The following is a 21,897-nucleotide window of genomic DNA, read 5'->3' on the forward strand; positions in this document are numbered from 1 at the left end:
CACGCGGCTCAGGGGTAGACGACGACGCTCTTCTCCGCCCCCGCAGGAGGCCACACGGGCCAGACCGCCAGCGCTCCGTCACCGGTCATGGAGACCGACGCGTGCACGGGCGCCGCGCTGCGAACCGAGTAGACGGTGCCGTCGGTCACATCGACCGACGCCGAAGAGCCAGCGGGCACGGTCACCTGCTCCTCCCCTCCGCCTCCGCCCACCGGGCCGACGGTGACCTGCACGTCCTCGGCCTCGTCATTCGTGAGGACGAGGACTGCGGCAGGGCCCGACGGCACGGCGACGAGAGTCTCACCGGTGAACTCCGGTGCGGGCATCGCCCAGGCGAAGTCGCTGCCAGGACCTGCACCGTCCTGCACGCGCACACCGGCCAGGACCGCGGACTCCGCGTCGACCTGCACGGTGTAGAGGCCCGGGTCGAGGTCGGGGAGCCCGACATCGGTCGCGACCCCTGCGGGGATGTCCATCTGGAACACCGCCGATGCCTCGACGTCGCCGACCGCACGGATCGTGACGGTGGCCTGGGTCTCGGACTCCGGCGAGAAGAGCCGCAGCATGTTGGCGGAGCTGTCGTCGCCCTCGTTCTGGAAGATCTGCACCCCGGGGATCACCGGATGCTGCTGCGGGGCGGAGACCGCGTCCTGGAGATCCACGCCGACGGGGTCGAGAGTCTGCATGAGCGACGACTGCAGCACCGCACGGACCGGAGACCCGGTGGCCGTGACATTGACCACGGGAGCAGCGGTGCCGCCGGCGATCGCCGCGAGCGGAAGCGCGATCTGGGCGCCTGCGGGGACGATCGACGTCGTCGACGTGCGCGTGGTCCCGTACACGGTGAGGGTCACGGTGGAGGGCACCGCACCGGGGTTCGTCAGAACGACGAGGTCCTCGGCGCCCGTCACGACGGCCCCGCCGATGAGCCAGGACTCCGTGCTCGCCTCGCGGCACGGCGCCGCCGCGAATCCGGAGAGGTCCTCCGCCTGGAGCGTCACCGACTCCGTCGCGCCGATGAGCGGCGCCTTCCGCCCTTCGACGGCCCCGGTCAGACGGCGCACCTCACCGGCGCCCGCGAGGTCTCCCGCGGTCAGCGAGCCGATCTCCGGTTCGCCCTCGGTGCCCTCCATGGTGAAGCGGGGGCTCGCCGCGGAGTCCATGCGGAGCGGATCGGATGTGTCACGCCCGAGCGCGCGGAAGTCGCCGTTGCAGACGAGCACGGTGTCGCCGGGCAGCGGCGTCACCTCCGCCTGCGCGGGTCGGGAGGACACCGACGGCCAGGGCGCGGTGATCGCCACGACCACCCCGGCCACGCAGGCCACGGCCACCGCGGCCCCTGTGAGAAGGCGGGCACTCGTCGCCACCACGCGGATCGTCCGGTTGCCGCTCATCGTTCCTCCTCCGGCGTCTCGGTGCGATCCCGCACCAGCGGCGCGTCCGGCTCCGGCTCGTCCTGCTCCGGCTCGTCACCGGCATCCGTCGGCGCCGTCTCTGCACCGGCTTCCGTCGACTGCGGCTCATCGGCCGGATCCGGATCCTGAGTCGCGCGCTCATCGGGTGCGACGTCGCCCACGGGGTGGGCGTCTTCGAACTCCCTGTCCTCCGCGTGTCGCGGCAGAACCATCGGCTCGTCCGGCGTGCGTCCCACGATGCGCGACTGCGCACGGGCCGCGCGGCGGGAGGAGCGCGTGGGGATGGAGAGCAGCAGCGCGGCGAAGACCAGCACCAGTTGCACCGTCGTGACGAGGCGCGCCGTCGCGTGCTCGCTCGCGGAGAGCTCGGCCCGATCGGCGGCATCCGCTTCGAGGTGCCAGAGCACTCCGCGCGCGGTGTTGCCGGCCTGCACGAAGCCCGCCCGCTGGTCGAGGGCGGTGACCGCCGACGTGCGAAGCGTGAGCGCCCGATCCCCCTCCCCTTCCGCGACCTTCGCGAGGAGGACGTAGCCGATCCCGAGTTCTCCGAGCTTCCCCGCGGCGTCGAAATCACGCGCCGAGAGCAGATCGACGGAGAGCGTGGTGATGTCCGTTCCGCGGATGTCGGTCGCTGTCGTCAGCATCGTGCTCTGCGCTCCGAGCGTCTCGCTGACGCCCCAGGCGACCTCCGCCGCGAGACCTCCGTCGTTCTGCGGGGTGAGGACGAGCGTTCCGACCGGCTTCTCGCCCTCCGCCTGCGCCGCCACATATGCGGGGAGCGTCGAGGAGGGACCGTCGGTGAGCACCGGCTTTTCGCCGTGGAACGAGAGCAGCGACGGCACAGCGCAGACGAGGACGGCGAGGGCGGAGACGACCGCGGCGACGACGCGCACGCGGGGCATCGTGAGCATGGTGTCGAGCGTGACGAGAGCGGCCCCGGTCAGGCCGATCCAGGCGAGGCTGAGTCCGGCCCCGGGCCAGATCGCGACGGGAGTCCCCTGGGCGAAGGAGACGGCGATGCCGACGGCCAGGAACGCGGTCGCGAGCCCCGCCAGCGAGACGACGAGCAGCGTGATCCCGGCCCGCCATCGCGGTGCCACGGCCGAGGCGAGCGCCAGGAGCGCGAGCGGGGCGAGCAGGACGCCCGCCCATGTGCCCAGCGGCGTTCCCACCACGGCGGTCCAGTCTCCGAACGATGCCGTGGGGAAGCCGGTGGCGAGGGCGAGGCGCCCTGCGGCGTCGGCGCCGGCCTGCGGACCCACCCAGATCTGACCGGGATCGCCGAGGAGAGCGAGGATGCTGCCGTGCCGGAGCTGCCAGATGACGATCGGCGCGAACAGTGCGATCGCGGGCACCGGCAGCCAGAGCAGCCGCACCGCGCCCCGGATGCGTGCGCCGCCGAGGGTGATGCCGATCGCGACCACCCAGAGCAGGAGCAGGGCCGGGGCGAGAGAGGGCGAGCAGGCGGCGACCGCTGCGAAGAGGAGGGATGCCGCGCCGGCTGCTCCCCAGGAGCGGTGCGCGACGACGGCGGAGTGGAAGAGCCAGGGAAGCAGCAGGTGGACCAGGACGCCGGTGGGACGCCCGTCCATGAGCGCGGCGAGGAAGGTGGGCGCGAGCGCCCAGACGACGCCGGCGAAGATCCGCAGCCCGGAGCGATCCGTCACCCGGGTGGCCGCGAACCAGCCGCCGAGGACGGCGAGCGGCAGAGCGAGGATCCACAGCAGCACGAGCGAGAAGGACGGTCCGGCCGGCCACAGGGAGCCGAGGACGGCGACGACGGCCGCGAACGGATCCGCCGGTCCGATCAGATCGACGCCGACGCCGCGCAGGCCCCACGCCGCATCCGCCCACAGCGCCGCGACCGTCGTGCGCAAGGGCAGCAGAGCGCCGCCGCCCAGCACGGGCCAGGCGAGGAGGGTCGTGAACGTCGCGATGCTCACCACGAGAGCTGCGAGCACGGCCCAGGCCCCACCACCCGAGAAGAAGCGGAGTTCGCTGACCGCGCCGCCCTCGCTTCCGTGGCCGTCGTCCAGCCTGCGCCGGAGGTCGCCACGGGTGACGCGGAGAGGGGCGACGCTCGCCCAGCTCGATGTGCGGAAGGAGCGGATGCCGCGCCGCGAGCGGCTGACGGCGCCGAAGCGGAACATCGCGGTCAGCGCTGCTCCCCATTCCGGAGCCACGGCCTCAGGGCGTTTTCCGATGAGATGGGTGATCGACCGCCAGAGAGCGAGAGGAAGCAGGGTCAGCCAGTGGAGCGGGAGCGCGATCGCCGGCGCGTAGGCGAGACGCCGATGCAGCTGGGCCGTCCTGGTCGCGTACGCACGACGGGCGCCCCCTGCAGGCAGCGCGGCAGGACCGTCGGGTGAGACGGCGATGCGCGCGGAGGGCGTGAGGACGACACGGCCCCCGCCGAGACGCGCGCGCACGCCGAGGTCGAGGCCTTCGTCCGCCCCTGCGAGCGCGCGATCCGGCCGGAGGGCGTCGCGCACCTCCCCGCGGATCAGGATGCCGCGGATGTCGGCCCCCAGCGCATCGTCCCTGCCGTCGTGCTGCCCCTGATCCAGCTCGCCCGCGGCGAGTTCCACGGAGCGCCCGAGGGCGGTCATGCTCACGCCGAGCGAGACGATCTCCCGATCGTCGTCGGTCTGCACCAGTTTCGGCGCGATGATCGCCGCCGACGGCGAGCGCTCGAGACTGCCGACGAGGCGTTCGAGCGCACGGGGGTGAGGCGCGGTGTCCTGAGCGAGCAGCCAGATCGCGCTGCCCTCCAGTACACGAGGACGTGCGAGCTCGACGGCGTCGGCGAACGACGTGCCGCTGCGGGCTGCGATGATCCCCTCGACCGTGGCCGCGACGACCTCGCTCTGGCGGATGGATCCGGCATCACCGCACACGACGAGCGTGATCGCCGCGGGCGGGGTCGACTGAGCGCGCAGTGCGTCCAGGGTGCGGAGCAGTTGGGCACGGGCCGATGATCCGGGGCGCGCGACGATGATGGCGTGTACTCGGGCTGGCATGACGTCGTCAGCCTAAGCGCGCACAAGGGGCGGCTGGAGCAGCGGGTGCGGCGCGCCCGCGAAGCGGTGATGCGCGATGCGGTGGATCAGCTGGCGCGGCGCTTGAGCTTCCGGCGCTCGCGCTCGGAGAGTCCGCCCCAGATGCCGAAGCGCTCATCGTTGTTGAGCGCGTACTCGAGGCACTCGCCGCGGACGTCGCAGGAGGTGCAGATCCTCTTCGCGTCACGCGTGGATCCGCCCTTCTCGGGGAAGAACGCCTCCGGGTCGGTCTGCGCGCACAGTGCGTCGCTCTGCCAGGCGAGGGCGTTGTCGTCGTCAGCCTGGACACTGCGAACCCCTGGAACTCCGAGGTTGACCGGGTCGACGAACCAGTTCTCCGGTACCTCGGAACGGTATCCCGTCATGTCGATCCCTCCAACCCTTGTCTCCGCCCCCCGGCGGGCCGTGCTCAACTAATTACACCCGTGTCATTCGCTGCGGTCAAGTCGCGGATGGTAAACCCTCAATCAGATCTTGAAGGTTCTTGACGGCGCATCGGCGTGTCGCGATCAGCGCCCGGGGGTCGCGATGAAGGCCTCACCATCGCCCGAGATCGTCAGGGCGGTCTCCTCGATGCCTGCGAATGCCACGGCGCCGACGGCGACGTCGACGCTCTCCCCGTCCGCCGTGCTCGCCGACACCCGACCGCCGGTCGCGAGCACCATCGTCGGACCCGACACCTCGACGCGCACCGGGGTTCCGCTCAGCACGACACGACGCAGGGCGAAGTCCGGCACGTCGACCGGGTAGTCGGTGATCGTTCCGTCGGATGCGGGACGAAGAACCGGCACCTCCCCCGGCGTCGTGTCGAGGATGGACAGCAGCTCGGCGACGTCGATGTGCTTGGGCGTGAGGCCGCCGCGCAGGACGTTGTCGCTCGCGGCCATGATCTCGACGCCGAGGCCCGAGACGTACGCGTGCAGGAGCCCCGCTCTCAGGAAGAGACCCTCGCCCCTGGACAGCACGACGTGATTCATCAGCAGTGCGACGACCACACCGGGGTCACCGGGGTAGCTGTCGGCGATACCGGCGATCGCACGCAGTCCCTCGGCCCACTCCCCCGTGCTCGTCGCGGCGGCGTGGCGCACCGCAGCGATGATCTCGTCCACTTCGGTGCGCGCGTCACCCGACAGCAGCCATCCGATCGCGTCGCGCAGCACGTCCCCCTCGGCGAGGAGCCGATCCCGAAGCGCGGCGACGCCTGGGCCGTCGCCGAGCAGCGCGAGCAGCCGCAGCGTGTCGCCCACGGGACGCAGCCCGCTCAGCGACTCGAAACGCTCGCTCAGCGCGACGATCAGCTCCGGCTTGTGGTTGTCGTCGCGGTAGTTGCGTCGCGGGTCGGCGGCATCCATCCCGGCTTCCCTCGCCCACCCCGCCTGCGCCTGCGCGATCGTGGGGTGCACCTGGATCGACAGCGGCGAAGCCGCGGCCAGCAGTTTCAGCAGATAGGGCAGCGAGCCGCCGGTCACGGCGTCGAGCGTCCCTCCGCCTGCCACGTCAGCAGGGTCGCCGGGGTGGTCGCCGAACCACACCTCGGCCTCGGGACCCGCTGCGGGATCACGGCCTTCGAGAGCGGCGAGGAGAGTACGGGATCCCCAGGCGTAGTCGCGGGGCGTGTTCGACAGGCTCAGCAGCATGCCCCCAGCGTAGAGCCACGGATGCCGCTCGCGAGAAAGGACGCCGCGCTCAGGTGAGAGTCCAGCCCGGCGCGGTAGCCTGAACGCGATGGCGCAGTACACGAAGCACCCGATCTCCGCCCCGCCCACCGCGCCAGAGCGCGAGTCGACGGGGCATCTCCTGCTGCGCGGCTACATCATCCTCGTGATGTTCGCGACCTTCGCGCACTCCGCGGTGTACAACCTCCTCGGCATGGAGGGAGCGGGCATCACGCTGGGCGTGTTCCTCGTCGCGACGCTCGCGATCGGCATCCCGATGCTCGCGAGGAATCGCCCGCAGACGTTCGCCTGGCGACGGCTCCCGTGGTCCGCGATCGGCTACACCGTGCTCGCACTGGCCTCGCTCGCGTGGTCGCGCTGGCCCTTCGCGACGGCGATCACCTGGGTCCTGCTCGCCACGGTGACGGTGAACGCCCTCTTCATCGCCCATGTCCTGACCTGGCGCGAGATCATCCGCGCGATGGCGTCCGCCTTCAAGTGGATCCTCGGGCTTTCGCTCCTCCTGGAGCTCTGGGTGTCGCTGGTCGTCAAGGCTCCGCTTCTCCCCAACTTCGCCGACCTGCCGGAGGGCAAGCTCGACCCGCAGTGGTACTGGGTGCGCGGCAACCTCTTCGACGGCGGGCGCCTCCAGGGCATCGTCGGCAACGCGAACCTGCTGGGAATCATCAGCCTGTTCGCCCTGCTCACCTTCGGCGTCCTGTTCGCCGCCCGGGCCCGCTGGCGCACCACGCTCGCGCTGTGGATGCTGCTGGCCGCGTTCTTCCTGCTCCGCGCCTCGTCGGCGACGGCGTTCGCCTGCGCCGCTGCCGCAGCCGTCGTCCTCGTCGTCGCGCTTCTGATGCGTCGCGCGAAGTCCCCCGGCGCCCGCACCCGGCTCTACGTGGTCTTCCTCGGCGGCGGGGCCATCGCGGCGGCCGCGGTCTGGTTCCTCCAGAAGCCCCTGCTCGCCCTCCTCGGCCGCGACTCCGACCTCACCGGACGCTCGAACAAGATCTGGACCGCCGTCATCGAGCGCGCGTCCGAGCATCCGGTCTTCGGCAACGGTTTCTCGAGCCCCTGGCTCCCCACCGATCCCGCATTCGCGGGGTGGATCGAAGACCACGACATCACCGTGTTCCACGCCCACAACATGTGGCTCGACGTGTTCATGCAGCTCGGCGTCGTCGGTCTCGTCCTCGTGGCGATCGCGTTCCTCAGCCTGCTCTGGCGCTCCTGGTTCTTCGCGATCGACCGCCCGCGGTGGGATCTCGCGTCCGACCGCGAGTACTCTCCGCTGACGCTGCTGCCGAGCCTGCTCACCGTCGCGCTGCTCGTGCAGGGCCTCACCGAGTCGACCCCGATCATGCTCTGGGGGTGGATGCTGCTCATCCTGCTGTCGTTCAAGATCAAGACCACGCCGCTCGTCGGCATCGGCGAGCGGGAGCACGTGATCGAGCGGGGCGAGCGGCGCCGGCGGGTGCCGTGACGCCGGGTCAGCGCATGAGGCGGCTGCTCACCTCCGCCGAGATGGCCAGGGCCTTCACGATCGCGGTGCTCGCCGCCGTGTTCTCGGCGTTCACGATCGAGCGGATGTCGTCGCCGGTGACCCAGGCGACGATCCTCGCCGTGCTGTGCGCGATCGGCGCGGCCATCCTCTGGGTGCGGAGAGAGGAGCTGTCGCTGCTGCGACTCGCCCCCACCTCCCTTCTCGTCTTCCTCGCCTGGGCGCTCGTCAGCGTCCTCTGGACCACCGACCGGTCCGACACGCTGTTCGGCTGGATGGCGCTGTTCGGATACGGCTTCCTCGCCATCACGGTCGGGCACATCCGGGACACCCTGCAGACCGTGCGGGCACTCGGCGACACGCTGCGCGTGCTGCTGCTCATCTCGCTCGGGCTGGAGATCCTGTCGGGGGTCCTCCTCGACATCCCGTTCACTTTCCTCGGCATCCAGGGCGACCTCGCCAGCGGCGGTCCGGTGCAGGGCATCTTCGGCAGCCGCAACATGCTGGGCTTCGTCACGGTCATCGCTCTGATCACCTTCGTGATCGAATGGCGCTCCCAATCCCTCACCTCCCGCATCGCGATCCCCTCCATCGCACTCGCCGCCGTGCTGGCCATCCTCTCGGCCTCCCCCACCGTGCTGGTCCTCGCCCTCGCCGTCGGCGTCGTCACCGTCGCGCTCACGATCGTGCGGCACGCCCCCGCAGAGCGACGCAACATCGTGCAGTGGGTGCTCGGCGTCCTCGTCGCGCTGGCGCTCGCCGCCGCGTTCGCGCTGCGGCATCCGATCATCGCGCTGATGGACGCCGGCTCCGACTTCTCCATCAGGGCGACGCTGTGGAACACGATCCTCGACTTCAGCGCGGTGAAGCCGATCCAGGGCTGGGGCTGGTTCGGCTCCTGGGCACGCGGCGAGTACCCCTTCACCTACATCAACTTCCAGCTCGACGACCACCACCAGAGCGCCCTCAACTCCTACTTCGATGTGCTGCTGCAGCTCGGCGCCGCAGGTCTGGTGCTGTTCCTGCTGCTCGGCGGAGTCGCCCTGGTGCGCTCCTGGCTCGTGGCCAGCGTGCGTCGTTCGGTCGTGTACGCCTGGACGCCCCTCATGCTCGTGACTCTGGCGGTCGAGTCCATGTTCGAGAGCTTCACGATCGTCGGGGCCGGCTGGTTCATGCTCGTCCTGTGCGCGCTGCGCGCCGGGCAGTCGCGCTCCTGGCGAGAGAACATCGACGCCGCCCAGACCGGCGTGATCCCCACCCTGCGCGCCGAGGGCTGAGTGCCCCGCCGCGCCCTCGGGGGATTCTGAACTGCGCCGGGTAGGCTTGAGATCGCTCGCGGCGTCCTGCGGGCCGAAAGCTTTCGGAGATCCCACTCGTGACCAACGTCCCCTTCGACCCGGCATCCGCGACGATCGTCATCGTCACGTTCAACCGCTCGCACCTCCTCACCGGCCTGCTCGAGAGCATCATCACGATGGATCCGAAGCCCGGCCACGTCGTGATCATCGACAACGCCTCATCCGATGACACCACCGAGGTCGTCGACTCCTTCCGTCCGCGGCTGGGCACCGAACTGGTCTATCGCCGCCTCGACACCAACACCGGCGGATCCGGCGGATTCAGCGAGGGCATGCGCACCGCGTACGAACTCGGGTCCGAATGGATCTGGATGATGGATGACGACGTCGAGGTCCTGCCGGACGGCCTGGCGAAGATGGGCAAGTGGGCACCTCGGTTCAAGAGCATCCAGGGACGCCGCTACGACTACGACGGCAGCGAGTTCTACTGGCAGTACCGCATCGCCGAGCGGATGGGCATCCCTATCCCGTTCGCACCCTCCGGATTCGACGGCTCCGGCTTCAAGGAGATGAACAGCGGCTGCTTCGAGGGCATGTTCATCCACCGTTCGATCGTGACGCAGATCGGACTCCCCGACCCCCGGTTCTTCATCTACTGGGATGACCAGATGTACGGCTGGCTCGCTTCCCGCAAGACCACTGCCGTCATCGTCGACGAGTTCGTCCTGCGCCGCACCCGCGAGATCAAGCAGTGGGACATGGGCATCCGCCACATGAACGCCTCGAGCAACGCGTACCGCTTTTACATCATGCGCAACCGCGCGTACATCAAGAAGTACTACCGCGTGCACGGCAACTACAACCCGGTACTCTTCGGTCTCGGCACGTCGATGACGTTCGCGAAGGAGCTCATCCGGCTCTTCTTCGTCGAGCGCACGGTGCGCGGAACCAGCAACCTCTTCCGCGGGCTGAAGGAGGGCGGCCGGCTCAGCCGCGATCGCTCCTGGCAGCCCATGGCGCCACTGGAGGCATGACGATGAGCGAAGAACCGCAGCCCGAGCTCCGCTGGGCGCCGATCCCGCCCAAGCCGTCCCGCAAGGGACGCGTGTGGCTCGTGATCGGCCTCGTGGTCGCCGCTCTGCTGATCGTCGGCGTTCTGCTGTTCTTCCTCCTCCCCCGCGGCGAGACCCCTTCGCCTGGTGCGAGTGCGACCTCCTCTCCCACTCCGTCGTCTGCCGAGACTCCGATTCTTTCGTCCTCGCCGACGTCTTCTCCCTCGATCCCTCCCGTGAGCACGCCTCCCACGGCGGATCCGACCGTCGACGCGTTCCGGCAGCAAGTCGGCGGCTGGCTCGGAGATGCAGGGCGCGGTCTCGATATCATCGCCCAAGCAGGCGGACAGGATGCCCTGTCCGTGATCGACACTCTCCAGGAGGACGGGCAGCGACTGTCGGATGCGCAAGCACCTTCATCCATCGAGCAGTCATGGCGCGACGGCGTCGACGCCTATGTGCAGAAGCTCGCCGCTCTCCGCACCGCGGTCGTCTCGGGCGGCGCTACGTCCGGAGCGGTCGATGATGCACGCAGCGCGGCAAACTCTCTCGTTGCGCTCGTCGGCCTCTGAGCCGCACACAGACCATACGACGCGGTGAGGCCGATCACCGCGTCTCTGGCCCTCGCATGGACTCGCGCATGACCTCTTCGCCTCGGGTTGAGGCGCGTCGCACGCTCGCCCTGTGGGTCTCTCCGCCTCGCCTCTGACGACGATTCCGAACCGACGAAGCGTCCCGCGAGGTGGCGAAGCGCAGAAACGGTACTACCCGCGCTGATAGATCGTTGTTCCCGAGGCGCCGACCGGCTCTACGACAGGCCGCCACCCCAGATCCTCGAGGTCACCAGGTACCTCTTCGGGCACGCTCGCGGAAATGGAGATGAAGTCTGACCCGTACTTGTCTGCGGCAGCGACGAGCTCTTCCGCAGACATCGCGTCATACAGGAGTGGACCAACGCACTGCTGCCAGCCCCCGAGATCGTCCAAACGATCGTTCCACTGCGTCCACGCCTCGCCGCCGTAGGGCACATCCTTGCAATCCACGACAACCGCGCGCTGCGTGACGAGCTTCACCCATTCCGTCCGCGGGGACGCGATGATGATCTCCCCTGTCGGCACGGCGTCTCGAACGTTCTCGCCCCACGTGCGGAGGTTGGGATCCGAGATGAACGCGAACTGAGGGGTGCGGACGGTCATGCCGCCGTTGAGGGCATTTGCGAGGACGAGGAGGACGCCGAAAGACAGTGCAGACAACGAGACGATGTTCGAATGCGAGTGACGGCCACTTCGCCGCTGAATCATGGCCCATGCCACGACACCGAGCGCGACCAGCCCGAACAGGACGAGGCGGACCTTGAGGTTGCCTGGCCACCCGATCCCGAGAATCAGAGCCCCGAAGCCGAAGAGCCAGACGAACAGGATGGGCAATGATGTACGTCGTGACATCCGTCCGATAAAGGGCACGAAGGCCCCCCAGAGTGCGAACGGGAGCAGGACCGCACCAAGACGATAGACGTTGACCCCCTGCGCGAGTTCCCCGAAGAAGGGGATGCGGAGAGCGTCGGCGATGAACCCCAGCGTGTAGCCGAGTGCTGCCAACCCCACCGTGGCGAGCCAGAGCGGAACCTGCTTGGGGGGCATCAGCGTGACGGTGAGCACGCACAGAACCACGAGACCCAGCGCAGAGAGCTGATCCTGCCACCCCCACAGATGAGCCGAGCAGTGGTAGGGGATGATCTGGTCGCAGATCTTGACGAAGTCCTTGAGGTTCGAAGCGACCGGCCGAATGATCAGCCCGAAAGCCACGGCGGCTCCGGTCAGGCCGAGAGCTCCCGCCAATCTCCAGTCGATGCGGCGCTCGGTGATGAGGTATGCGACGAGCGCTCCGACCAACAGCACTGCAGCGATCGATCCCTGCTGCACATGTACGACGGCGATGAGCGGAGCGATCACCATCGCGAGAACGCGGCGCTGCGTGAGGAAGCAGGCGATGAGCAGATAGATCAGGTTGCCGGACAGCACAGCGGGGAGCGCGACCGCGATAACGGGCGACCCGGTACCACCGACCATCCACGAGGACATGCCTGCGAAGAGGGTCACGCCGATACCGACGCTCCATGGTGCGGACGGTGCGAATCTGAAGGCAAGCATCGTCGTGGCCGTCGCGAACGCGAGGAGCCCGCACGCCCAGTACAGCGCGTAGACGGCAGAGAGCACGCCGAGGGACTCACCGGCGAACGTGATGAAATCGAAGAACCAGTGCGGTTGGGGCGCCGCCTCCATGAACCAGTCATTCGCGAACGCACCAGGGTGTGCCCAGCTGATTCCCTCCGGTGACAGGACGAAATGATCGCCCCACCCGGCTGTGTAGCCGTTCCCGATGTTGCTCCAGATCTCCAGCGTCCCCAAGATCACAGTGAGAAGCCCGATTAGACCGTACCTCCGGAGGAAGTATGCCCTCCGAGAGACTTGTCCGTGCGTCTCGGCCGTCTCAACGTTCTCGTTCTGCATCGCCGTGGTTCTTCCAAACTTGCTCATGTGTGTTCGACGACGTCGGACTCACGCGCCGTGAAGAGCCTACCCAATCCTCGCGCGTAGCTACTGTGAGGAACGATTGGCGCTGTCCGAGTTGTATCGCCCGAGGACCTCGGAGATCGGCCCATCGAGGACGAGCGCTCCCTTGTCCAGGTAGAGCCCTCGAGTGCAGAACCGGCGCAGATCACGTTCGTTGTGGCTGACGAAGAACAGCGTGCGCCCGTCTGCGAGAAGCTCGTCGATGCGCCGATAGCACTTGTCGCGGAAGGACTTGTCGCCGACGGCGAGGACTTCGTCCACGAGCAGGATTGGCTCATCAAGCTGCGAGACCACCGAGAACGCCAGGCGCACCTTCATCCCGTTCGAAAGGTGCTTGTAGGGAGTCTCCTCGAAGCCCGCGAGCTCCGCGAATCCGATGATCTCGTCGTAACGCCGAGAGACCTCCTCCCGCGACATGCCGTGAAGCCCCGCGGTGAGCCGCACGTTCTCGCGCACCGTGAGGTCTCCGACGAAGCCCCCGGTGATCTCGATGAGGGGCGCGACCCCGCCATTGACGCGGACAGTCCCTTCATCGGGGAGGAGAACACCTGCAACGAGGCGCAGAAGCGTCGATTTGCCTTGGCCGTTGCGACCGACGACGCCGATCGACTCTCCCTTCGCCACCGTGAAGGACACTCTCCTCAGCGCCCAGAACTCGCCCGGAAGAGAACGCCTCGACGCCCCGGCGAACATGTCTTTGAAGCTGCGCCTCCCCCGCCTGTTCCGACGAAAGCGCACGCCCAGACCCTCGACTTCAATGGCAGTCGACATCACAGCTCCTTCAGGACCGGACGCTCGAGCGCGCGGAACACCCACGCGCCGAGGCCCAGGATCGCCACGCTCATGACCACGCTCACACTCAACGCGAACGGGTTCCACTGCTCGGGGAAGAACGGCATCCGGTACAACATCAAGATGCCGGCAAGGGGGTTGAAGGCGCCCAGAGTCTGCGCGACGCCCGGAAGGTCGGTGACGTTGTAGATGATCGGCGTCGCATAGAACATCGCGCGAAGCACCAGCGCGGTCGTGCGTTCGAGGTCCACGTAGAGCACGCACAGCGGCGCGACCAGGAGTCCGAGTCCTACGAGGAGGATCGTCTGCAGAATCATTGCCACGGGCATCCACAGAATCCCCCATCCGATCTGCACGACCTGCGCCGGCTCCTTCTCGAAGATCAGGTTCGCGACGATGAAGACGACGAGGACCGGAAGGGAGAACAGGTATTCCATACCCTTGCTGAGCACGATGCGATTGACCCAGATCGACCTGGGTATCGCGGTCGATCTGACGAGTCGCGCATCTTTCTTGAACGCACGCGTGAAGTCGGAGACGGAAGCGTTGAACCACACCCATGGCAGCAACGCGCTGATGAGGAAGACGATGTACGGCTCCTCGCCAACATCTCGATGGAAGACCTGCGTGAACACGAACCAGTAGATCGCGCTCATCACCAGCGGATCCAGCACCGACCATAGGTAGCCCAGAAGACTGGTCGAGTAGCGGACTTTGAGATCTCGAGCGGACAGAAGCCACAACGAGTGCATGTATCGCCGAGGAGTCCCCGGCGCCCCGGTCATGGCCCTGCTCATGCTGCCTCAGTCCCTCGCTTGGGTGAGCATCCCTCGATACCCGCGAACACCTCAGATGGCCGCCGAACGCGAACGGGTCGCGGCAATCTCGAAGCCAGGCTACCGGTCATCGCTCGGAACAGCTTGCACGGCTCACGTCACCGGGGTCGGCGGGGATGCCCGTGGTGCCAACGGCTCACGAGCGACCTCCCGTAAGCTGAGACAAAACGCACATCGGATGGACTCAATGACTCGCAGCACCCCGGTCGCTCACAGCGCCGCGCCTCAGGCCGACACGATGTGGCCGAGGTCGACGACCCTGTTCCTCCTTCTCGTCGGCATCGTTCTGGCCGTGTTCTCCTTTCTCGTGGTGGTGAACATGCCGCCACTGCCGTGGGCGCCGGCCGCTGACGCGCAGCTGCGTGATGCACTCGCAGCGTTCAGTGAGACCGGCGCGCTTCCCGTGTGGACGACGACGTCTCACGCCACCGGCGTCGGCAGCGTGCTCGTGGCCGTCTTCTTCGGAGCATCCGCTTCCTCGCCGTACGCGGCACTCGGAGTCGCGCAAGCCGCCGCAGTCGCGATCCCGATGCTGTGGCTTCCGCTCTGTGTCGCCCGCATCTTCCGGCGTGCGCGCGCCGGGTACGCCTTGATCATGCTTCCGCCGCTGGTCTGGTTGCTCAATTCCGGCACGATCCTCGTGGGAACGCAGTACGGGCTCGCAGACGAGAGCTCCGCCCTGCGCGTCCCCGCTCTGTTCGGCCTGCCCGCCTCGCTCACGTTCCTCGCCCTGTCCATGCTCGTGCTGCTCAGCACTGTCCCTCTCCGCACCCCGCATCAGCTCATCGCCACAGTCGCAATCGGCGCCTTCGCAGGCTTCCTCGCGCTCTTCGACTGGTACGCCGGGCTCGCGGTCGCCGTTGCGGTGTCGGCACTGTGGTGGCGGCGCGCGCCCCGTCGGACACGAGCCTGGCGATCGATCGGAGGTGCACTCGCCTCCCTCCTCATAGGTGTCGCCGTGTACCTCATGTTGTGGGCGCTCCTCGGAGGCTTCACGCAGCCGAGCGGCGTCGCCGCCGCATTCCCCGTGGGCGACGGCAGCCCGGCGGATTCCTTTGACGAGTACTTCAGGCGTGCGCTCTTCGTGATCAAGCACTTCGGCGCGATGATCAGCTTCATCCTCATCGGCCTCGTGCTCGCCCTCACGCGGCGCGCACCTCAGCGGCGAGCACTCGCCGCAGCATCCTGGATCCTGTTGCCGTCGCTCCTGCTCGGCTTCGTCGCCTCGATCGAGAGCCCTCCCACCCTGTACGGGTTCTCACAGCTCTCGGCAACGCTGGGAATGCTCGCCTCGGTCGCTCTGGGCGCGATCGTCTGGTCGATCACGTCCATGCCCTCGCACGTCCGCTCGCTTGAGCGGACGCGCCTCAGCGGACGCCGTCGCAACGAGGGTGCTTCGCCCTCGCCGTTGATGCCGCCCTCCGGTCTCAGCGTCGTCGTACCGACCCGGAACGGCGTGGACGTCCTGGAAGAGACGATGAACGCCCTCGGGGGAAGACTCACCGCGGAAGATGAGATCATCGTCGTCGAGAACGGCTCGACAGACGGAACCACCGAGCTCCTGACCCGCATTGAGAGCGAGTGGCGATACCCCTCGAGCGTCATCATCACCCACTCGGAACCCGGTCTCGGAGAGGCCCTGCGAAAAGGCGCGGAGACGAGCATCGGCTCGCGGCTCCTTCTCACGGCTGACGATCTTCCGTTCGGGTTCACCGACCTCGACGAGTTCACCAGGCTGCCAGCAGAAGCGGCGGTGGCGATCGGGTCGAAAGCCCACCCCGAATCACGCGTCGCCCGGAGCCGCCTACGGACGATCCAATCGCGCATCTTCCGATTCCTTCGCGCTGCGCTCCTCCAGTCGCGCGTTGGCGACAGTCAGGGGACGCTCTGGGTCGACGGCGTGTGGGGTCGTGAATTCGCTCATCTCTCCCGCGAAAGCGGTCTCATGTGGACCACGGAGCTCGTACTCGCAGCCGAGCAGCAGGGCATCGTCGTCCACGAAGTCCCCGTCGAGCTCAGCAACAGGCATGAGACGGGAACGAGTCGTTTCCGTCTCTCGGACGCGTGGCAGTCGTTCATCGGCTTCACCCGACTGGCGGTCTACAAGGACGACTACTGCAACGAAGACTGGGTCCCGTCGACGCGGCCTGAGCACGACGACGAGGAGATCGAGGTCCCGTGACGCACGACGAGGACGGGCTCTCATCGAGCCCGTCCTCGTCGTGCGGAGAAACGCTCCGGTCAGCGCGTGCCGCCTCGGAGCGCGTTGTTCCAAAGTGACAGTGCAGAGCCGATCGCCATGTGCATGTCGAGGTACTGATATGTGCCGAGACGTCCGCCGAAGTGAACGTCCTTCTCGCCCTTGGCCAGCTCCCGGTAAGCCAGCAGCCCCTCACGATCGCTGGAGGTGTTCACGGGGTAGTACGGCTCGTCCTCGCGCTCGGCGAAGCGAGAGAACTCCCGCATGATGACCGTCTTGTCCGAGTCGAAGACGGCCCTGCGCTCCGGATGGAAGTGCTTGAACTCGTGGATGCGGGTGTACGGCACATCCATGTCGGGATAGTTCATGACGCTTGTGCCCTGGAAATCGCGCACGTTCAGGACCTCCCGCTCGAAGTCGAGAGTGCGCCAGCTGAGCGCACCCTCGGCATAGTCGAAGTAGCGGTCCACCGGTCCGGTGTAGACGACCGGGAGCTGGCCGACGGTCGCCTTCCTGTTCAGCGGCTGCGACCCATCGAAGTAGTCGACGTCCAGCTTCACCTCGATGTTGGGATGGTCGGCCATCCGCTCGAGCCAGGCGGTGTAGCCGTCGGTCGGCAGTCCCTCCCAGGTGTCGTTGAAGTAGCGGTTGTCGTACGTGTACCGCACCGGAAGCCGGCTGATGATGTCGCCGGAGAGCTTCTGCGGGTCGGTCTGCCACTGCTTGGCCGTGTAGTCGCGGAAGAACGCCTCGAACAGCGGGCGGCCGACGAGGGCGATGCCCTTCTCCTCGAAGTTCGTCGCGGTCCGCGCATCGAACTCCCCCGCCTGCTCTCGGACGAGCGCACGGGCCTGGTCAGGCGTATATGCGGACTGGAAGAACTGGTTGATCGTTCCGAGGTTCACCGGCATCGGGAACACGGTGCCCTTGTGCGTCGTGTAGACCCGGTGCACGTAGTTCGTGAAGGAGGTGAAGCGGTTGACATACTCCCAGACGGCGGGGTTCGACGTGTGGAAGAGGTGGGCTCCGTATCGGTGAACCTCGATCCCTGTCTCCGGATCGGCCTCACTGTAGGCGTTGCCCCCGATGTGGTGGCGACGGTCGATGACCGTGACCTTGCGGCCGGCATTCGCCGCCCGCTCTGCGATGGTGAGGCCGAAGAAGCCGGAGCCTACGACGAGGAGATCCATTGGACGCACTTTCTGGATCCGCATCGGTCTGTGCGCGGGCCCGCTCCATACTAGGCGACGCCGCACTGTCCGCTCCTGAGAGGCTCGTAGAGCTTTCCCTGGCATGATTGACATTGTGTCCACCACCTCAACGTCTCCGTCGCGCTCGCTGATCGCACGGCTATGGGCACTCGGCCCAGTCCGCTATCTGACAATGGGAGGGCTCGCCTTCCTCTTCGACGCGGGGCTGCTCTGGCTCCTCCACGACGCGATCGGCATCGATCTTGCAGTCAGCACCGCAGTCGCCTTCCTCTTGAGCTTCGCGGTCACGTACACGCTGCAACGCAAGTTCGCCTTCTCCTCGGACAGCTCCGTAGCGCCGAGCGTGTTCCGTTACACGGTCCTGGTGATCTTCAACACGCTCGCGACGACCGCGATCGTCTGGTTCGGCAGCGTCCTCGGCCTGCCCTGGATCATCGGCAAGGTCGCGGCCGTCGTGGCGACGACGATCTGGAATTACTTCGTTTACCGCCACTGGGTTTTCGCCCCGAAGAAGGACAAGGGTTAGTCAGAAGATGTACAAAGGCGCCACAGTAGCCGCAGTCGTTCCTGCCTACAAGGAAGAGCTGATGATCGCCCAGGTGATCACGACGATGCCGGACTATGTGGATCACATCGTCATCGTCGACGACTGCAGTCCCGACGATACAAGCGGTGCTGCCGCAGCAGTCTCAGATTCTCGCGTCACGTTGATCCGCCATGAGGAGAACCAGGGCGTGGGTGGGGCGATCCTGACCGGACACCGAGCTGCCCTCGATCTGGGCAGTGACGTCAACGTGATCATGGCGGGTGACGCTCAGATGGATCCTGAGTACCTTCCTCCACTCCTGGACAAGGTGACCGACGAGGGCTACGGCTTCGCCAAGGCGAACCGCTTTTACTCTCCGGAGTCTTTCGATGGCATGCCGCGCTACCGAATCTTCGGGAACATCCTCCTGTCTTTCATGACCAAGCTCGCATCCGGATACTGGAATCTCTTCGATCCTCAGAACGGATACACAGCGATCCGCACTGAGGTCCTCAACAGGCTGCCACTGAGCAGAATCGCCAAGCGCTACAGCTTCGAGAACGATCTGCTGATCCACTTGAACATCCTCCAGGTACCCGCCGTCGATGTTCCCGTCCCCGCGATCTACGGCGACGAAGTCTCCAGCATCAAGCTGCGCAAGGTCATCCCCGAGCTGCTGAACCGGCTCACCGTCGGATTCTGGACGCGAGTGTGGTACCGCTACGTGCTCTGGTCGTTCTCCCCGATCGCGCTGCTGCTGTTCCTCGGACTCGTTCTGTTCGTCTTCGGCCTCGGCGTCAGCATCTGGCTGCTCTTCCTGATCGTGGGCTCGACCATCGCGACAGCCGGCACCGTGATGCTGGCAGCTCTGCCTCTTATGCTCGGAACGCAGATGCTGATCAGCGCGTTGCAGCTGGATATCCAGGCGAGCCCGTCTACGCCCACCTATCCCCCGTTCAAACCTCGCGACGCGGAATCACGCTGAGGTACGACAGTGGGGTGAGGATTCGTGAATCCTCACCCCACTGTCATTCTCCCTCGCTGTCAGCTGAGAGCTGCCTCACCGAGCGATACGACGGCACCGGACCTGTCAGCGGATTCGAGTGCAGCCTCGACGACCTCAAGCGTGTGAACCGCTTCTGCCATCGTCGACAGCTCCGTGTCCTCGCCCTTGATCGCGTCGCGGAAGGCTTCGAGCTCCGCTTTGAGAGGCTCCTTCTTGGCGAACGCGAATCGCGTCACGTCGCCCTCGGAGACTCCACGGAAGGCCGACACGGACTCCCATTCGAGAGCGGCCGTGCCGTTGGCGAAGAATGTGAGATCACCGGTCGCGGTGTCCGCGATGAAAGTCCCTCGCTCGCCCGTCACGACGGTGACGCGCTCCTTCATCGGGCTGAGCCAGTTGATGAGATGGTTCACGACCATGCCATTGCCCAGCCGGCCGGTTATGGCGATCATGTCCTCGTGGGATCGTCCGCTCTTGAACGCCGTCTGCGCCGACACCGATTCATAGGTCGAGCGAGCGACCCACGCGGTCAGGTCGACATCGTGCGTACCAAGATCCTTGGCGACGCCGACATCCCCGATGCGTCCGGGAAAAGTACTCTGCCGGCGAGTCGCGATCTGATACAGATCGCCCAAGTCACCGGCTTCCAGGCGCGTCCGCAGCTGTTGCAGTGCTGGATTGAAACGCTCGACGTGCCCCACGGCGCCGACGAGCCCCCGCGCGGCAAAGGTCTCTGCGATGCGGCGCCCCACGGTGCTGTCGTCGGCGATCGGCTTCTCGACAAGGGTGTGGACACCGGCTTCTGCGAGTTCGAAGGCCGCATCGGCGTGGAACCGCGTGGGGATCGCGACGACCGCCATGTCGATGCCTGCGTCGATCAGCTCGCTGACGTGGGAGTACACGGGAAGCCCCGTCGCCACCCGGTGAGGATCACCACCGGGATCGGCCACCGCGACCAGCTCGACACCTTCGACATCGCGGAGGAGACGGCCATGGTGGCGCCCCATCATGCCGACGCCTACGAGTCCAGCGCGCAGCGACGTCATCTCAGGCACCTGCCCGGACGAGAGCGTTCACGGCTTCAACGATGCGCTCGAGGTCACCACGAGACAGAGACGGGTGGACCGGGAGCGAGAGTGCTTCTCGGGCGGCCTTCTCGGTCTCTGGAAGGTCGACTCCCGGGGCGAAGCCGGCGAGCGAGGGCAGTCGGTGATTCGGGATCGGATAGTAGACGCCACTGCCGACCTGGTACTCCTCACGGAGCGCCTGCGCGATGCGATCACGATCCTCGGCGATGCGGATCGTGTACTGGTGATACACGTGCGTCGCGCCTACGGCCACAGGCGGGGTCACGACACCCGAGAGGTTCTCATCGAGGAATGCGGCGTTCTCCTGACGAGCACGGGTCCACGCATCCACCTTCGTCAGCTGGACGCGACCGATCGCCGCGTGGATGTCGGTCATGCGAGCGTTGTAGCCGATGACCTCGTTCTCGTACTGCTTCTCCATGCCCTGGTTCCTGAGCAGTCGCACAGAACGCGCCGTCGTATCGTCTGCGGTGGAAACCATGCCGCCCTCGCCGCTGGTCATGTTCTTCGTCGGGTAGAGCGAGAACATCGCGAACTGGCCGAAAGTGCCGACGGGACGCCCGTCGAGAGCCGCCCCATGCGCCTGAGCTGCGTCCTCATAGAGAGCGATGCCGCGGGATTCCGCGATCGTCGCCAGCTCGTTCATGCGTGCGGGGTGCCCGTAGAGATGCACGGGCAGGATCCCCTTGGTTCGCGGGGTGACAGCAGCGGCGACGGCGACCGGATCAAGCGTGAACGAGTCCGCTTCGATGTCGACGAACACCGGAGTCGCGCCCGTGAGCGCCACCGAGTTCCCGGTCGCCGCGAAAGTGAACGACGGCACGATGACCTCGTCGCCAGGGCCGACGCCTGCAGCCAGGAGGCCCAGGTGCAGGCCGGACGTGCCGGAGTTCACGGCGACGACGGGACGCCCCTGGACGAAGTGCTCGGAGAACTCCGACTCGAACGCCGCGACCTCGGGGCCCTGCGCCACCATGCCGCTGCGCATCACGCGGTCGACGGCGGCGCGCTCCTCGTCTCCGATCAGCGGCTTCGCCGCGGGGATGAAGTCCATCAATTACTCTCCTCAGTCAGGTGCCCTTCGACCTCGACGTATCGAGCGTCGGTCTCCGGGCACTTCCACACACCATCGCCGATGTCTTCGAGACGGAATCCGGCCTTGCCGACCCACCCGATCCGTTTCGCCGGCACACCGGCCACGAGGGCGTAGTCAGGAACGTCTTTGACGACGACCGCTCCAGCCGCAACGGTCGCCCACTCTCCGATGGTCACAGGAGCGACGCACGTGGCGCGTGCCCCGATCGCCGCACCGCGTTTGATCGTGACACCGACCGGTTCCCAATCGTGCGCACTCTTGAGAGAACCGTCAGGATTGATCGCTCGCGGATAGGTGTCGTTCGTGAGCACGACGGCCGGCCCGATGAACACGCCGTCTCCGAGGACGGCCGGCTCGTAGACGAGCGCGTAGTTCTGCACCTTGCAGTTGTCGCCCAGAACGACCCCGGTGCCGATGTACGCTCCGCGGCCGATGATGCAACCGCTGCCGAGCCGTGCGCCCTCGCGGACCTGTGCGAGATGCCACACCGAGGATCCAACGCCGAGGATTGCGTCATCAGACACGTCTGCGGAATGGACGATGCGGACGTTCTCGCGCGTCACCGGCGCGTGCTGATCGGGAGCAT

The 21,897-nt window shown here is 66.9% G+C and carries 18 protein-coding genes; 7 read left to right on the forward strand and 11 right to left on the reverse strand.

From position 1 onward, the window contains the following. Nucleotides 1–8: 8 nt before the first annotated feature. From LC438_RS11995 to manA, 4 genes are all read right to left on the reverse strand, one after another. The gene (locus LC438_RS11995; protein WP_223586696.1) at nucleotides 9–1,394 is read right to left on the reverse strand and encodes a DUF5719 family protein; all 1,386 of its coding nucleotides are present in this window, start codon (nucleotides 1,392–1,394) and stop codon (nucleotides 9–11) included. Then, entirely contained in the window at nucleotides 1,391–4,435 is a 3,045-nt protein-coding gene (locus tag LC438_RS12000; RefSeq protein WP_223586697.1) for a glycosyltransferase, read from the reverse strand. The genes LC438_RS11995 and LC438_RS12000 overlap by 4 nt, the downstream gene beginning before the upstream one ends. Before the next feature lie 86 nt (nucleotides 4,436–4,521). Continuing rightward, nucleotides 4,522–4,839 (reverse strand): WhiB family transcriptional regulator, encoded by a 318-nt coding sequence (locus LC438_RS18535; protein WP_105672476.1) that lies wholly within the window; start codon nucleotides 4,837–4,839, stop codon nucleotides 4,522–4,524. A 144-nt stretch (nucleotides 4,840–4,983) separates the two neighbouring features. Then, complete coding sequence (gene manA, locus LC438_RS12010) at nucleotides 4,984–6,111, reverse strand: mannose-6-phosphate isomerase, class I (protein ID WP_223586698.1); 1,128 nt, start codon at nucleotides 6,109–6,111, stop codon at nucleotides 4,984–4,986. 88 nt (nucleotides 6,112–6,199) lie between these two features. Here manA and LC438_RS12015 point away from each other — a divergent pair, with 88 nt between their 5' ends. The 4 genes from LC438_RS12015 to LC438_RS12030 all read left to right on the forward strand — a co-directional run bounded on the left by LC438_RS12015 (nucleotide 6,200) and on the right by LC438_RS12030 (nucleotide 10,555). Next, the gene (locus tag LC438_RS12015; protein ID WP_105672478.1) at nucleotides 6,200–7,615 is read left to right on the forward strand and encodes an O-antigen ligase; all 1,416 of its coding nucleotides are present in this window, start codon (nucleotides 6,200–6,202) and stop codon (nucleotides 7,613–7,615) included. A 14-nt stretch (nucleotides 7,616–7,629) separates the two neighbouring features. Further along, nucleotides 7,630–8,910, forward strand: a complete 1,281-nt coding sequence (locus tag LC438_RS12020) for an O-antigen ligase family protein (protein WP_223586699.1) — start codon at nucleotides 7,630–7,632, stop codon at nucleotides 8,908–8,910. A 98-nt stretch (nucleotides 8,911–9,008) separates the two neighbouring features. After that, complete coding sequence (locus LC438_RS12025; protein WP_105672480.1) at nucleotides 9,009–9,965, forward strand: glycosyltransferase family 2 protein; 957 nt, start codon at nucleotides 9,009–9,011, stop codon at nucleotides 9,963–9,965. Between the two features lie 2 nt (nucleotides 9,966–9,967). Beyond that, the gene (locus LC438_RS12030; RefSeq protein ID WP_223586700.1) at nucleotides 9,968–10,555 is read left to right on the forward strand and encodes a hypothetical protein; all 588 of its coding nucleotides are present in this window, start codon (nucleotides 9,968–9,970) and stop codon (nucleotides 10,553–10,555) included. Between the two features lie 192 nt (nucleotides 10,556–10,747). Here the strand turns inward: LC438_RS12030 and LC438_RS12035 are convergent, their stop codons facing one another. From LC438_RS12035 to LC438_RS12045, 3 genes are all read right to left on the reverse strand, one after another. Further along, complete coding sequence (locus LC438_RS12035; RefSeq protein ID WP_223586701.1) at nucleotides 10,748–12,493, reverse strand: DUF6798 domain-containing protein; 1,746 nt, start codon at nucleotides 12,491–12,493, stop codon at nucleotides 10,748–10,750. 87 nt (nucleotides 12,494–12,580) lie between these two features. Then, entirely contained in the window at nucleotides 12,581–13,327 is a 747-nt protein-coding gene (locus tag LC438_RS12040; RefSeq protein ID WP_105672482.1) for an ABC transporter ATP-binding protein, read from the reverse strand. Next, nucleotides 13,327–14,145, reverse strand: coding sequence for an ABC transporter permease (locus LC438_RS12045; protein ID WP_105672483.1), 819 nt, complete (start codon nucleotides 14,143–14,145; stop codon nucleotides 13,327–13,329). The genes LC438_RS12040 and LC438_RS12045 overlap by 1 nt, the downstream gene beginning before the upstream one ends. A gap of 226 nt (nucleotides 14,146–14,371) precedes the next feature. Between LC438_RS12045 and LC438_RS12050 the strand changes: the two genes are divergently transcribed. Beyond that, the gene (locus LC438_RS12050; protein WP_181155795.1) at nucleotides 14,372–16,366 is read left to right on the forward strand and encodes a glycosyltransferase; all 1,995 of its coding nucleotides are present in this window, start codon (nucleotides 14,372–14,374) and stop codon (nucleotides 16,364–16,366) included. Between the two features lie 59 nt (nucleotides 16,367–16,425). On the opposite strand, the gene glf is transcribed toward LC438_RS12050, so the two are convergent. Continuing rightward, a complete protein-coding gene (gene glf, locus LC438_RS12055; RefSeq protein ID WP_223586702.1) occupies nucleotides 16,426–17,574 on the reverse strand; it encodes a UDP-galactopyranose mutase in 1,149 nt (382 codons plus the stop codon). 103 nt (nucleotides 17,575–17,677) lie between these two features. On the opposite strand from glf, the gene LC438_RS12060 reads away from it, so the two are divergent. Next, a complete protein-coding gene (locus LC438_RS12060; RefSeq protein WP_105672486.1) occupies nucleotides 17,678–18,121 on the forward strand; it encodes a GtrA family protein in 444 nt (147 codons plus the stop codon). A gap of 7 nt (nucleotides 18,122–18,128) precedes the next feature. Then, a complete protein-coding gene (locus LC438_RS12065; RefSeq protein WP_105672487.1) occupies nucleotides 18,129–19,106 on the forward strand; it encodes a glycosyltransferase family 2 protein in 978 nt (325 codons plus the stop codon). A 59-nt stretch (nucleotides 19,107–19,165) separates the two neighbouring features. On the opposite strand, the gene LC438_RS12070 is transcribed toward LC438_RS12065, so the two are convergent. From LC438_RS12070 to LC438_RS12080, 3 genes are read right to left on the reverse strand one after another with little or no spacing between them, the layout of a single operon-like run. Next, the gene (locus tag LC438_RS12070) at nucleotides 19,166–20,173 is read right to left on the reverse strand and encodes a Gfo/Idh/MocA family protein (RefSeq protein WP_105672488.1); all 1,008 of its coding nucleotides are present in this window, start codon (nucleotides 20,171–20,173) and stop codon (nucleotides 19,166–19,168) included. A 1-nt stretch (nucleotide 20,174) separates the two neighbouring features. Further along, nucleotides 20,175–21,269 carry a DegT/DnrJ/EryC1/StrS aminotransferase family protein gene (locus LC438_RS12075; protein WP_105672489.1) on the reverse strand — a complete coding sequence of 365 codons (1,095 nt, stop codon included), beginning with the start codon at nucleotides 21,267–21,269 and terminating at the stop codon, nucleotides 20,175–20,177. Next, nucleotides 21,269–21,874: an acyltransferase gene (locus LC438_RS12080; RefSeq protein ID WP_223587471.1), complete on the reverse strand. Its 606-nt coding sequence runs from the start codon at nucleotides 21,872–21,874 to the stop codon at nucleotides 21,269–21,271. Before LC438_RS12080 ends, LC438_RS12075 begins: the two co-directional genes overlap by 1 nt. Nucleotides 21,875–21,897: the final 23 nt, after the last annotated feature.

It is taken from the genome of Microbacterium sp. OVT16B, assembly GCF_019969705.1.
GTDB classification, from domain to species: Bacteria; Actinomycetota; Actinomycetes; order Actinomycetales; family Microbacteriaceae; genus Microbacterium; species Microbacterium natoriense.